The organism is Starkeya sp. ORNL1, from assembly GCF_012971745.1.
Lineage (GTDB): Bacteria > Pseudomonadota > Alphaproteobacteria > Rhizobiales > Xanthobacteraceae > Ancylobacter.
In genome coordinates, this window is sequence record NZ_CP048834.1 from 3,046,515 (window position 1) to 3,058,940 (window position 12,426).

Below are 12,426 nucleotides of genomic sequence, written 5' to 3' on the forward strand. Positions count from 1 at the left end.
TCGCGAGCAGGAAGATGAAGTACAGGACGCTCGGCCGTTCCGGCCTCAAGGTATCGGCGCTCAGCATGGGCACCTTCTCGTTCGGCGGGGTCGGCGATTTCGCCAAGGTTGCAAATCACGGCGTCAAGGAGGCGCGCCGCCTCGTCGACGTGTGTCTCGACGGCGGGATCAACGTGTTCGACACCGCGAACATGTATTCGCTGGGCCGGTCCGAGGAGATCGTCGGCGAGGTGCTGGAGGGGCGCCGCGACCGTGTGCTGATCTCCTCCAAGGCGCGCATGCGCATCGACGACGGGCCGAACGACGAAGGTACCTCGCGCTACCACCTCATCCGTGAATGCGAGCGCAGCCTCAAGCGCCTGCGCACCGACCACATCGACATCTACTTCATGCATGAATGGGACGGCGTCACGCCGGTCGAGGAAATGCTCGGCGCGCTCGATACGCTGATCCAGCAGGGCAAGATCCGCTATATCGGCTGCTCCAACTATTCCGGCTGGCACCTGATGAAAGCGCTCGGTGTCGCCGAGGCAATGAGGCTGCCGCGTTTCGTCGCGCAGCAGATCCACTACACGCTTGAAGCGCGCGAGGCGGAATACGAACTGCTCCCCATCGCGATCGACCAGGGCGTCGGCGTGATGGTGTGGAGCCCGCTCGCGGCCGGCCTGCTCTCCGGCGCGTTCGGGCGCGACCGGGCGCCGGCTTCATCCCGTCAGGCCGCTGGCTGGACCGAGCCGCCGATCCGCGATGCCGAGCGGTTGTGGAACATCGTCGACGTGCTCGATTCCATCGCCGCGGCCCGCGGCGTCACCGCCGCTCAGGTCGCACTGGCGTGGACGCTGACGCGGCCGGGCGTCGCGTCGCTGGTGGTCGGCGGCACCGAGGAGCAACACTTCCTCGACAACATCGCCGCCGTCGACCTTGAACTGGAAGCAGCCGAGTTGGAGCGCCTCAACCAGGCCAGCCGGGTGCCGTACATCTATCCCTATTGGCACCAGCACAATTTCGCCCGCGACCGGTTCAGCCCGGGCGACTGGGCATTGCATGCGAGCTACGAGGATCTCGGCAAGGTCTAGCCGGACGCGGGCGCGCAGCCGGGCATCGTCTCCGGCTTCGCGACCGATCGGCCTTACAGTGCAGCGGTCACCAGGATCTCGACCCGGCAGGCGGGATTGTTCATCTCTACCTTGCCGCAGCAGCGAGCGGGCGTGCGGCCGGGCACCACCCACGCGTCCCACACCGCGTTGAAGGCGGCGAAATCCTCCATGGTGCGCAGCCACACCTGCGCGGTGAGGATGCGGCTGCGGTCGGTGCCGGCCTCCCTCAGCAGGTCGTCGATCTTCGCCAGAACCTGCCCTGCCTGCCCGGCAATATCGAGGCTCATGTCGTCGGGGATCTGCCCCGCCGTATAGGCGATGCCATTATGGGTCAGCGCCCGGCTGCGGCGGTGGTTCTGGTCGATGCGCGTGATGTCGTCCACGATGAACATTCCCTGTCTGATTGAAACCATGGCGGATCAGCCGTGGAGCGCGCCGTAGCCGCCGCCGCCCGCCGTCTCCATCAGGATGCGGTCGCCGGCCTTGAGCACGCGCGGCTCGGTCGGGTCGACCTGCTTGCCGTTGATGATGAGCCGGCCCGGCTTGCCCGCACCGCCGCCTGCGAAGCCCGAGGTCGGCGACTTCAACTGCGTCATCAGGAACGAGGCCATGACATCGGAGGCATCCGGCAGGATCTCGAATTCAAAGCTGATGCCGCCGCCGCCGCGGTGGCGACCCTCGCCGCCGCTGTCGCGGCGGATCTCGCGGCGCAGCACCTTGATCGGCGCGAGGTTCTCCATCATCTCGACCGGCGTGTTGCCGAGATTGGCGGGGAAGCTCAATGCCGAGAAACCGTCGCGCCGGGCGTTCGCGCCCTGGCCGGCATTGAGGAAATTGACGACGGCGAAACGCTTGGCGCGATACTCGCCCGACATGGTCAGCGACGAATTGGGCGAGCCCGCCGCCCACACCTTGTCCGGCAGCACGTCGGCCAGAGCCTTGAACACCGCTGCCGGCAGCAGGTGGCCGATCGCGCTGCGGCCACCGGAGGCGGCCGGATAGGTCGGGTTCAGCAGCGAGCCGAGCGGCGCCTTGGTCGAGATCGGCAGGAAGCTGCCTTCATTGTTGGGAATGTCCGGGCAGAGCAGCGCCTTCAGACCATAGACGGTGTAGGCGAAAGTGTAGATCGGCACGACATTGAGCGCATGTGGCAGCTGCGGGCTGGTGCCGGCATAGTCGATGGCGATCTCGTCACCCTTCACGGTGAGCTCGCACTCGATCACGATCGGCTTGTCGAAGCCATCATGCTGCACGGTCGAGCGATAGACCCCGTCCGGAATCTGCCGGATCGCGTCCCGCATCGCCCGTTCGGACCTCGCCCGCACCTCGGCGCCGAGATCGTCGAGATCCACAGTGTCGAGCAGGCCCTGCAGGCGCTCGGCCATGGTCCGGCAGCCGGAGACCTGGGCCCAGATATCGCCCATGCCCTGTTCGGGAACGCGGATGTTCTGCGAGATCACCTCGATCAGGATGTCATTGGCCTTGCCGCCGTCGAGCAGCCGCATCAACGGGATCTGCAGCCCCTCCTCATAGATCTCGCGGCTGGAATTGCTGCGCAGCTTGCCGCCGATGTCCGGCAGGTGCGAGACCACGGCGGCGAAGGCCACCAGCTTGCCCTTGTGGAAGATCGGTGTCGCCGTGGTGACGTCATGGACATGGCCCGATCCCTTCCAGGGATCATTGGTAATGAAGACGTCGCCCGGCTTCATGGTCTCGGCCGGGAACCGGTCGAGGAAATGCCGCACCGTCGCCGGCAGGCAGCCGATGAATCCCGGCAGGCTCATGGTCGATTGCGCCAGCGAGCGGCCCTGCGCATCGGTCAGCACGATGGCAAAATCATTGCCGTCTCGCACCAGGGTCGAGAAGCAGGTGCGCACAAAGGCCGCCGACGCCTCGTCGACGACACTGATGAGACGCTTCCACAGGATTTCCAGCTCGATCGCGTCGAACTTCTCGTTCGGGACGGGTGCCTCGCTTGCCAGGGAAGACGGGCGCTCTGCAACCAGGTTTTCCATGTCAGTCGAATTCCTTGATCGTCACGGCGACGGTGAGATCGGGCCGGATGGTGACGTCCGCCTCGACGGCGACGACGATGGTGGATTCCCGCTCCTCGAGGATAAGCGGTCCCTTGAGCGTCTGCCCCGGCTGGACGGAGTAGCGATTATAGACCTCGACCATTCCGTAGCCGGCCTTGAGCGGCAGATAGATCGCACGCGCGCCGGTCGCCGCTGACCGTGCCTTGACGCGATCATCGCCCCATTCGAAATGGTGGCCTACGCTCGGCGCCCGGCCGACGAGGCGCCAGGTGATGACCTGCGGCGCCGCATTGGGCACCAGGCGGCCATAGAGCCGCTCATACTCGGCCTCGAAGGCGGCCAGCAACACCTTCGCCGTCGACGCCGAGACCTCCTCATAGGGAATGGACACGCTGATCTCGGCGCCCTGGCCGTAATAGCGCATCTCCGCGCCGATCACCCACTCGACCTGTTCGGCGCCCGCCGCGGCCAACTCGACCTCGCTCTGCCGGCGCAGCGCGGCCAGATTTGCCGCCACCTTGGCCCAATCGACATCGACCAGGAGCTGCGGGTTAGACCAGGCCCGATCGATGCGGGCCGGCGCCGCCAGCATGCCGAGGCAGGAACCCGCACCGGCGGCGATGGGGATCAGCACGCGCGGGATGCGCAGCTTGCGCGCCACTTCGACGGCATGGACCGGGCCGGCGCCGCCGGTCGCCACCATGGTGAAGTCGCGCGGATCGAGCCCGTTCTCGGCGATGTGGATCCTGGCCGCGCTCGCCATGTTCTCATTGACGACGTTGCAGATGCCCCAGGCCGCCTCGGTCGGCCCGACCTTGAGCTCGCCGGCGAGGCGCGACATCGCCTGTTCGGCGCCGGCGACATCGAGCTTCATCTCGCCGCCGAGGAAATTGTCGGGGCTGAGATAGCCGAGCAGCAGGTCGGCGTCGGTCACCGTGGGATCGGTGCCGCCGCGGCCATAGCAGGCAGGCCCCGGCACCGAACCGGAGGATTCCGGGCCGATATTGAGCAGGCCCAGCCGGTTGCAATGCGCGATCGAGCCGCCACCGGCGCCGATCTCGATCAGCTCGATGCTCGGGATCAGGATCGGCAGGCCGGAGCCGCGCTTGAAGCGCTCGACACGGGCGCATTCGAAGCTGTGCGCGATCGGCGCCTCGCCGCCCACGGCGACGCAGGCCTTGGCCGTGGTGCCACCCATGTCGAAGGCGAGCACCTGGTCGACGCCGTTCTGCCGGGCGGTGTTGAGAGCGGACATGACGCCGGCGGCAGGCCCCGACTCCAGCAGCAGGATGGGGGATTCCGCGCCCGATTCCGCCGAGCTGAAGCCGCCACTCGACACCATTACCCGCAGCGGAATGCTTGGGCGGATCGCCTCGATGCGTGAGCCAAGCTCTTTCAGATAGGTCGCGACCAGCGGCTTGACATAGGCATTGGCGGCCACCGTCGAGGTGCGCTCGAACTCCTTGATCTCGCGGGCGAGATCCGAGGAGAGCGACACTGAGAGACCCGGCAGTGCCGCCTTCAGCCTGGCTTCGATCTGCTTCTCGTGATCGGTGTTGATGTAGGAGTGCAGCAGCGAGACGGCGACGGATTCGACATCGAGCTTCGACAGTTCCCCGACCATACGGTCGAGATCGGCTTCAGTGAGCGGCGTCAGCACTTCGCCGCGCGCGTCCAGACGCTCATCGACCTCGACGCGGTGTTCCGCCTCGATCAGCGGCTTCGGCAGCTCGATATCGAGATCATAAATGTCGTAGCGCCACTCGCGGCCGATATCGAGCGCATCGCGCATGCCGCTGCTGGTGACCAGCGCGGTCTTCGCGCCCTTGCGCTCGATCAAAGTATTGGTGATGAGCGTCGTGCCGTGCACCACTTCCGCCAAAGCCGGCGCTGTGTCCTTGTCGGACAATTCGACCTGGCGCAGCAGGTCCTTGATGACCGTCGTCACCGCCTCGCCGGGATCGGCCGGCGTGGTCGGTGACTTCGCCACCCAGATCCGCCCCCGGGGTGACAAGGTCGCGACGCCGTCGGTGAAGGTTCCACCAATATCGACGGCTACGCGCAAAGTATTGTCGAATGCGACAGGCTTGTTCATGTCAGGGCGTCGTCTCTGAGCGGAAGTACGGGCTGTGTTCAGTAGGCGATGGTGATGAGCCGTTCCTCGGTCATCTCGCGAATGGCGTAGGCCGGCCCTTCGCGCCCGAAGCCGCTGTCCTTCACGCCGCCGAACGGCATGGCATCGACGCGGGCGCTCGACGCCTCATTGATGTGGACGCCGCCGAAGCGCAGCGCGCGGGCGGTGCGCATGGCGGTGCTGAGATCCGAGGTGAAAAGCCCGGCGGAGAGGCCGAACGGGCTGGCATTGGCACGCGCGACGGCCTCGCCCAGATCGTCGAACTCGATGACGCAGACCACGGGCGCGAAGATCTCCTCGCAGACGACGCGCATCGTGTCATTGACCCGGTCGAGCACCGTAGGGGTGAAGACCACTCCCTCATGCGTGCCGCCGGTCAGGATGCGCGCGCCGCCCTCGACCGCCTCCTTCACCCAGGATGCCGCCCGCTCGGCATGCTCGCGCGTGATCATCGGACCGATGACGACGGACGGATCGGCGGGATCGCCAACCTTGGTGGCGCGTACCGCCTCCAGCAGCCTGGGAACGAAGGTTCCGGCGATGCGGCGGTCGACGAACAGGCGCTGCACCGAGGTGCAGACCTGACCGGCCTTGCGGAAGCCGGCATTGAGGATGCGCGGGATCGCCCGATCGATATCGGCATCGTGGCAGACAATAGTGCTGGCGATGCTGCCGAGCTCCAGCTGCACGCCGCGCAGGCCCGCCGCCGCCTGGATCTCGCGCCCGACCCGCGTGCTGCCGGTGAAGGCATAGAAGGCGATGCGCTGATCGGCGAGCAGACGGCGCCCGATAGTGGCGCCCGGGCCATGCACCAAAGCGAGGAGTTCCGCCGGCAGGCCGGCATCGATCAGCACGCGGCACAATTCGACCGCGGAAAGCGGCGTGTGATCCGAAGGCTTGAGGACCACGGCATTGCCTCCGGCGAGCGCGGGGGCGACCTTGTGCGCCACCACGTTCAGCGGGGAATTGAACGGCGTGATGGCGCAGACCACGCCGCGCGGCACGCGGATGGTGAAGCCCATGCGATCGCGCACGCCCGCGCCGGATTCCATGGGCACAAGTTCGCCATTCAGCCGCTTGGCTTCCTCGGCGGAGAGCTGCAGCGTCTGGATGCAGCGGCGCACTTCATTGTCGCCGTCGGCGCGGGTGAAACCGGCCTCATCGCGCATCAGCGCGATCAAGGGCTCGACGCGTTCCTCAAGCAGAACCGCGGCTTTGGAGAGGATGAGGTAGCGGTCGTACGGCGTCAGCTTCGATGCCGAGACGGCGGCATAGGCGCCGGCCACGGCCTCATCGACCTGCTCGAGCGAGGCGACGGCCATCTCGCCGAAGATCTCGCCGCGATACTTGTCGGCGAGGCGGTCGGTCGAGACACCGTCGACCCAGCGGCCACCAATCAGAAGCTTCGACATCACCAAACCCAAATATTCGCCGTCAGATCTTGTTGCTCAGCCCACTCATGAAGTTGAGGCGGATCTTGACCGGGTCGCGCTCGGTAGTGCCGGCCGGCTTCTCGCCGTCGATCTTGGCGACGATCAGCCAGGGGCCGTCGCCGGCCAGCGCCCGGTCCACCAGCGCATCGAAATGCTCCTCGTCCGCCGCCCATGCGCTCTGCGCCAGGCCGGCGCCGCGGGCGACCGCGACAATGTCGGTCGTCGTCGAGGTGAGGGTGTTCTGCCCGCCGGTGATCTGGTAGGCGCCATTGTCCCAGATGATGATGGCGAGGTTCTTCTGCGCGGTGCTCGCGACCGTGCCGAAGGTGCCGAGCTGCATCAGGATGGAGCCGTCGCCATCCAGCGCGAACACCTTGCGCTGCGGCTGCGCCAGCGCGACGCCGAGCGCGATCGGGGTCGCAAGGCCCATGCTGCCGAGCATGTAGAAATTCTGCGGCCGCTGACCGCTCGCCCAGAGGTCGAAATTGGTGTTGCCGATGCCGGCGACGACCGCCTCCTCCGACTTGAGCTTGGCGACGAACCGACGAGTCAGGACCGTGCGGTTCATCAGCTTGGCGGAGTGACGATCGACGTTGGGTTCGATGTTCGACATTGCGTGTTCCCTCCCCTTACGCGGCGCGCTTGGTCAGGAGCGGAGACAGGATCATCGCGGCCGGCGCCTGGGTGGCGAAGGCCTGCTTGACCATGCCGCTGACGACGAACTCGACCTGGTCCATTTCCTGGATGGCGAAATGCTCGATGCCGAGGCTCTGCAGCACCGGGCGCATGGTGCGGCAGACGATGGCCTGGCCCTGCTGGAATTCGCCGAGCGTGCCGCGCTCCGAGATCATCATCAGCAGCGGGATCTGGAACGGACAGGCCAGCGAGGCCAGCGCGTTGACGATGGTGGCGAAGCCGCTGGTCTGCATCAGCACGATGCCGCGCTTGCCGCCCATATAGGCACCGGTGGCGATCGCCACCGCTTCTTCCTCGCGGGCCGGCGAGACCAGCGTGAAATAGGCATCCGCCTGGAGCAGGCGGATCAGCCGCGCAAGCACATTGTCGGGGACATAGGTGATGAGACTGACCTGGTTTTCCTTCAGTACTCGAACGACGATGTCTTCCCAGGTTTCCGTGGTCGCTTCGCCAGACATCCGTATTCCAGCCCCAGATTTCGTGAAGGGATCGCAGCGCCTTGACCGGCTGCTGATCATGGAAGGCGAGCTTTTCCCTCGCCCTGCTTGTCGTGAACGCTAGTTGTCGCCAACTGCCGGCGCAAATTGCTAATTTTTGTCCATTATTCGGTTTTTCCGATTATTTACTTGCGGCTCCGGCCTCGGCGATCGAGGAGATCTTGGCCTGCCCAGACGATCTGCCGGTCGTCCCGGCACGCAGCCAGCCGTCCCGGGCACAAAAGCGGCCGGCCCTTCGATCGATCCGAGCTAGGTGTGATCCAGGCCTATCCGGCGTCCTTGGCCGGAGCGGTCAGGAAGCTGCCCCGGCCGCTGGCGAGCAGCCGGCCGGCCTCGTCGAAGATCTCCGCCTCGCAGGTCGAGACCTGCTTGCCGAGCTTGATGACCCGCCCTTTGGCGATGAGATCGCCCTTGGTCGCCAGGCGGTGATAATCGACGCGAAGATCGATGGTCAGCACCGGCCGCCCCATGCTGTTCATCAGAGCAAGGTTCGCGGCGAAATCGATCAGGGCGGCATGGATGCCCCCCTGGGTCTGGCCGATGACGGGATTGGCGACCCATTCCGGGCGCCAGGTCGCCTTCAGTTCGATGGTGTCGTCGCCGAGCTCCAGTATCTTCAGGCCGAGCCAGGTGAGATAGGCGCTGCGATCGACGATGGCCTGGACGTCGGCAACCGTCTTGTCGAGTTTCTCGATGCTCATGCGCCCTGCCTTTCCGCCTTTGCCGCCTCGCGCAGCCGGCGTGCCTCGGCCTCCAGTGAGCGGCGGTCGATTTTGCCGACGCCGGTCATCGGCAGCGCATCGAGGAAGATCACCTTGCGCGGATACTGATAGGGAGGCGCGTTCTGCAGCGCGTGCTGCTTGACCTCCTCTTCCGACAGGTTCGATCCCACCCGTTTCACCAGGAAGGCATAGGGCACGCAGTGCTTGATCTCGTCCGGCGCCGGCACCACGATGGCCTGCTCGATGTCGTCGTGACGCTCCAGCATGAGTTCGACCTCGGCCGGATAGATGTTGTGGCCGCTCGAAGTGAACATGTCGTCGGAGCGGCCGACGAAATAGTACCAGCCGATCTCGTCGCGCCGCAGGATGTCGCCGGTATTGAACCAGCCTTCCGCGTCGAAGCGCTTGGCCATCTGCTCGGGATTGTTGTGATACCCGTTCATCATGCCGGGGCCGCGCACGTGCAGCGTGCCGAAATTCTCGTCATCGCCGCCGACGAGGCGGAACGCGTTGCCGGCAATCGGCCAGCCGATCGAATGGCGTGGGCGCAACGCGCCTTCCGGATGACGGCCGAATAGCGCCGCGCTGGTCTCGGTGATGCCGAAGATCAGATTGATCCTGGCATTGGGGAACAGCTCGGCCACCTGGTCGATCAGCTCGTCGGAGGCCGGGGCGCCACCCATGGTGGCGAGGCGGACGAAGGAATAGTCGTGCCCGTTCAGCAGGTCGCGCTGCTGCAGCATCATCGCGAAGATGGTGGGAACGCCCGATACCACCGTGGTGTGGTAGCGGTTGATCGCCTCGATATAGACGCGCGCGTCGAACTTGCGCATCAGCACGACGGTGGCGCCGCCGAACAGCACGCACTTGATCGAGTTCATGGCGTGCTTGTGATAGAGCGGGGCGGCGACGATCATGCGGTCGGCCGGCGAGAAGTCGCGGTCCTGCGCGATGGTCTGGGCCACCCAGCTGTGCGCGCGGTGCGACAGCAGCACGCCCTTCGGACGCCCGGTCGAGCCCGACGTGTAGGGCTGGAAGGCGACGGAATCGTAAGCCGGCACGAAGGGCTCGAAGGGGCCGGGATCCTTGAAGGCGGCGAGCCCGTCCTCGACATCGACGAGCACGGCAGGTGCGTCGGCCGGCAGATTGCCCTTCAGATTGGCTTCGCAGAATACCAGCTTGATGCCGGAATCCTCGATGATCCAGGCAATGGTGTCCCTGGGCAGCAGGATGCCCATCATCACCGGGACGACGCCGGCGCGCATCGCGCCGTAGAACACTTCGAGGAACTCGGCACGGTTGGAGCAGAACACGCCGATCCGGTCGCCCGGCTTGAAACCGCGCTTCACCAGCCCGCGGGCGACGGCGTCGCAGGAAGCGTGGTAGGTCGGATAATCGATCTCGCGGGGGTTCTGCGGATCCCACAGGTCGATGATGGCGAGGTGGCCCTTGTCGCGGCAATTGCCGCCAAGGCTGCCGAGGTTTCGGATGGCGTCGCTCATGGCGTCACGATCACCTTGCCGAAGATACGGCGGCCTTCCAACAGCGCGATGCCCTCGGCCGCCCGCTCCAGCGGCAGCCGGGTTTCCATCACCGGCTTGAGCCGGCCGGAGGCGACATAATCGAGGCACGCCACGATGTCCTCGGCGACATAGGCGCGGCTGCCGATGATCTCGGTCTCGCGGTGCCACAGGAAGCGCACATCGATGCTGCTGATATGCCCGGCGGTCGAGCCGCAGGTGAGGATCCGCCCACCCACCGCCATGCAGCGCTGGGTCTGGATCCAGGTGTCGCCGCCGGTGAAGTTGATGGCGACATCGACCCCCTTCTTGCCACTGGCGGTCCACACCGCGCGGGAGAACTCGGGGGTCTCGACATAATCGATGATGTGGTCGGCGCCGAGCTCCTTGAGCTTGCGCCCCTTCTCCTCACTGGAGGTGCAGGCATAGACCTCGCAGCCGGCCATCTTGGCGAATTGCAGGCAGGATACGCCGACGCCGCCACTGGCGCCGAGGATCAGCACCTTCTCGCCGGCCTTGATGTGGCCGCGGGTGAACAGCATGCGGTGCGAGGTGCCGTAGGCGATCGGCAAAGCCGCGGCTTCCTCGAAGCCGACGGCATCGGGGATGGCGATCAGCTGGCGGTGGTCGACCGCGATGAACTCGCACAGCCCGCCATTGCCGTTCTCGCCCAGCACGCCGCCGGTGGGAAAGCGGGGGAACAGCACGACGCGTTTGCCGACCCAGCTCGCATCCACGTCCTTGCCGACTTCGCGCACGATGCCGGCGATGTCGCCACCGGGGATGCGCGGCATCTGCGTCGGCATGTCCGGCATGCCGTGCATGACGAACACATCCATGTAGTTCAGGCCGCAGGCCTTGATCTCGATGAGCGCCTGGCCATCAGTGGGGACGGGCCTCTGCCATTCCTCGAATTTGAGCTGCTCGATGCCGCCATGCTGTTGCAGGGCGACAACCTTCATCGTCGCATTCATCGCCATCCGGATTCGGCCCCGTATCTGCGTCTCATCGTTCGTGGAGCCATGGATAAGGCGAAGATTCCGGGGCTACAAATTGTTAAATACTTTCGACTGTTCATATTCCGCAATATATCCAGGCGACCGGCGCGCCCGGACAAATGGTTGCAATATAAGGTTTATCCAGCCCCTTGCCGGGGATCTTCCGGCTTTGCATGCGGATTGAAGGTGCCCGGCAAACGGTCAGATTGAACAGCCCGCAGGCAATCGCCGCCTGCTTCCTCGGCAGCTTCCCGGCGAGGCTTTCAACATATTTTTAGAACGCAATAATCGAACGGAATTAGTTATTTGCGGCGATGGGACGGCGCCCCTAACAATCTGCCCGTCTGTGCCATAATGACCGTCAATCGCGTGCGAAAGCCGCAGCGGCGGCCTTCAACGACCAGCCGAAGCAAGCCTATGAAGCCGCCGCCTTTCACCTATTTCCGTCCCGACACGCTCCAGGAGGCGATAGCCATCCTGGCGCGGACGGAGAATGCGAAGGTGCTCGCCGGCGGCCAGTCGCTGATGGCCATGCTGAACCTGCGCTACGTGTTTCCCGATGCGCTGGTCGACATCAACAACCTGTTCGACATTGCCGGCATCGAGATCCGCCCCGATAGGGTCCGGATCGGCGCGATGACCCGGCAGCGGCGCATCGAGATCGACGACGCCCTGTTCGAGGTGACGCCGATCTTCCGGGAGGCGCTCAAGCTGGTCGGCCACCGCCAGACGCGAAACCGGGGCACGATCGGCGGCAGCCTCTGCCATCTCGATCCCGCCTCCGAACTGCCGACGCTGGCGCTGCTGCTCGATGCCGAGATCGAGGCCACCGGACCGCACGGCCCCCGCCGCATCCCGGTCGGCGAGTTCATCACCGGCTTCATGATGCCGGGGATCGCGGCCGACGAAATCGTCACCGCGATCGAGTTCGCGCCGTGGAGCGCGACGCACGGCCATGCCTTCCAGGAATTCGCCCGCCGCCACGGCGATTTCGCGGTCGCCTCCGCCGCGGTGCTGGTGGAGCGCAACGCCACCGGCATCATCGGGCGCGCCGCCATCGCCATCGGCGGCATCGGCTCGGTGCCGCAGCGCCATGCCGCCGGCGAGGCGTCGCTGATCGGCACCGATGGCGGTGCGGAGGCGATCAATCTCGCGCTTGAGAGCTGCTCGGAACTCGAGGCGCTCGGCGATTTCCATGGCAGCGCGGAGTACCGCTTGAGCGTCGCTCGAGCAATGCTCCGCAAGAGCTTGAGCATTGCTCTGGCTCGCGCATCGGACCGGGCGACGCGTTGA

General features: G+C 65.6%; 11 protein-coding genes. 2 read left to right on the forward strand and 9 right to left on the reverse strand.

What is annotated here, in order from left to right; genetic code table 11:
• Window positions 1-14 precede the first annotated feature (14 nt).
• Complete coding sequence (locus G3545_RS14580) at window positions 15-1,076, forward strand: aldo/keto reductase (protein WP_170013765.1); 1,062 nt, start codon at window positions 15-17, stop codon at window positions 1,074-1,076.
• A 53-nt stretch (window positions 1,077-1,129) separates the two neighbouring features.
• Here G3545_RS14580 and G3545_RS14585 read toward each other — a convergent pair whose 3' ends face one another.
• The 9 genes from G3545_RS14585 to G3545_RS14625 all read right to left on the reverse strand — a co-directional run bounded on the left by G3545_RS14585 (window position 1,130) and on the right by G3545_RS14625 (window position 11,097).
• Window positions 1,130-1,489: a RidA family protein gene (locus G3545_RS14585; protein WP_206151433.1), complete on the reverse strand. Its 360-nt coding sequence runs from the start codon at window positions 1,487-1,489 to the stop codon at window positions 1,130-1,132.
• A 27-nt stretch (window positions 1,490-1,516) separates the two neighbouring features.
• Window positions 1,517-3,112, reverse strand: a complete 1,596-nt coding sequence (locus G3545_RS14590; protein ID WP_170013769.1) for a hydantoinase B/oxoprolinase family protein — start codon at window positions 3,110-3,112, stop codon at window positions 1,517-1,519.
• Window position 3,113: 1 nt separating this feature from the next.
• Entirely contained in the window at window positions 3,114-5,228 is a 2,115-nt protein-coding gene (locus G3545_RS14595) for a hydantoinase/oxoprolinase family protein (protein WP_170013771.1), read from the reverse strand.
• Window positions 5,229-5,266: 38 nt separating this feature from the next.
• Complete coding sequence (locus tag G3545_RS14600) at window positions 5,267-6,679, reverse strand: aldehyde dehydrogenase family protein (protein WP_170013773.1); 1,413 nt, start codon at window positions 6,677-6,679, stop codon at window positions 5,267-5,269.
• 22 nt (window positions 6,680-6,701) lie between these two features.
• Window positions 6,702-7,313 (reverse strand): thiamine pyrophosphate-dependent enzyme, encoded by a 612-nt coding sequence (locus tag G3545_RS14605; protein ID WP_170013775.1) that lies wholly within the window; start codon window positions 7,311-7,313, stop codon window positions 6,702-6,704.
• A 16-nt stretch (window positions 7,314-7,329) separates the two neighbouring features.
• Complete coding sequence (locus tag G3545_RS14610; protein WP_170013777.1) at window positions 7,330-7,854, reverse strand: thiamine pyrophosphate-binding protein; 525 nt, start codon at window positions 7,852-7,854, stop codon at window positions 7,330-7,332.
• 305 nt (window positions 7,855-8,159) lie between these two features.
• Window positions 8,160-8,594 carry a PaaI family thioesterase gene (locus G3545_RS14615; protein ID WP_170013779.1) on the reverse strand — a complete coding sequence of 145 codons (435 nt, stop codon included), beginning with the start codon at window positions 8,592-8,594 and terminating at the stop codon, window positions 8,160-8,162.
• Entirely contained in the window at window positions 8,591-10,117 is a 1,527-nt protein-coding gene (locus tag G3545_RS14620) for a class I adenylate-forming enzyme family protein (protein WP_170013781.1), read from the reverse strand. The genes G3545_RS14615 and G3545_RS14620 overlap by 4 nt, the downstream gene beginning before the upstream one ends.
• Window positions 10,114-11,097 (reverse strand): zinc-binding dehydrogenase, encoded by a 984-nt coding sequence (locus G3545_RS14625; RefSeq protein WP_170013783.1) that lies wholly within the window; start codon window positions 11,095-11,097, stop codon window positions 10,114-10,116. Before G3545_RS14625 ends, G3545_RS14620 begins: the two co-directional genes overlap by 4 nt.
• 453 nt (window positions 11,098-11,550) lie before the next feature.
• On the opposite strand from G3545_RS14625, the gene G3545_RS14630 reads away from it, so the two are divergent.
• Window positions 11,551-12,426 carry an FAD binding domain-containing protein gene (locus G3545_RS14630; protein ID WP_170013785.1) on the forward strand — a complete coding sequence of 292 codons (876 nt, stop codon included), beginning with the start codon at window positions 11,551-11,553 and terminating at the stop codon, window positions 12,424-12,426.

Excerpts from the sequence above, each read along its gene's own strand:
- G3545_RS14580 (WP_170013765.1), top strand. The coding sequence starts at position 15 with ATGAAGTACAGGACGCTCGGCCGTTCCGGCCTCAAGGTATCGGCGCTC.
- G3545_RS14585 (WP_206151433.1), bottom strand. The coding sequence starts at position 1,489 with ATGTTCATCGTGGACGACATCACGCGCATCGACCAGAACCACCGCCGC.
- G3545_RS14590 (WP_170013769.1), bottom strand. The coding sequence starts at position 3,112 with ATGGAAAACCTGGTTGCAGAGCGCCCGTCTTCCCTGGCAAGCGAGGCA.
- G3545_RS14595 (WP_170013771.1), bottom strand. The coding sequence starts at position 5,228 with ATGAACAAGCCTGTCGCATTCGACAATACTTTGCGCGTAGCCGTCGAT.
- G3545_RS14600 (WP_170013773.1), bottom strand. The coding sequence starts at position 6,679 with ATGTCGAAGCTTCTGATTGGTGGCCGCTGGGTCGACGGTGTCTCGACC.
- G3545_RS14605 (WP_170013775.1), bottom strand. The coding sequence starts at position 7,313 with ATGTCGAACATCGAACCCAACGTCGATCGTCACTCCGCCAAGCTGATG.
- G3545_RS14610 (WP_170013777.1), bottom strand. The coding sequence starts at position 7,854 with ATGTCTGGCGAAGCGACCACGGAAACCTGGGAAGACATCGTCGTTCGA.
- G3545_RS14615 (WP_170013779.1), bottom strand. The coding sequence starts at position 8,594 with ATGAGCATCGAGAAACTCGACAAGACGGTTGCCGACGTCCAGGCCATC.
- G3545_RS14620 (WP_170013781.1), bottom strand. The coding sequence starts at position 10,117 with ATGAGCGACGCCATCCGAAACCTCGGCAGCCTTGGCGGCAATTGCCGC.
- G3545_RS14625 (WP_170013783.1), bottom strand. The coding sequence starts at position 11,097 with ATGAAGGTTGTCGCCCTGCAACAGCATGGCGGCATCGAGCAGCTCAAA.
- G3545_RS14630 (WP_170013785.1), top strand. The coding sequence starts at position 11,551 with ATGAAGCCGCCGCCTTTCACCTATTTCCGTCCCGACACGCTCCAGGAG.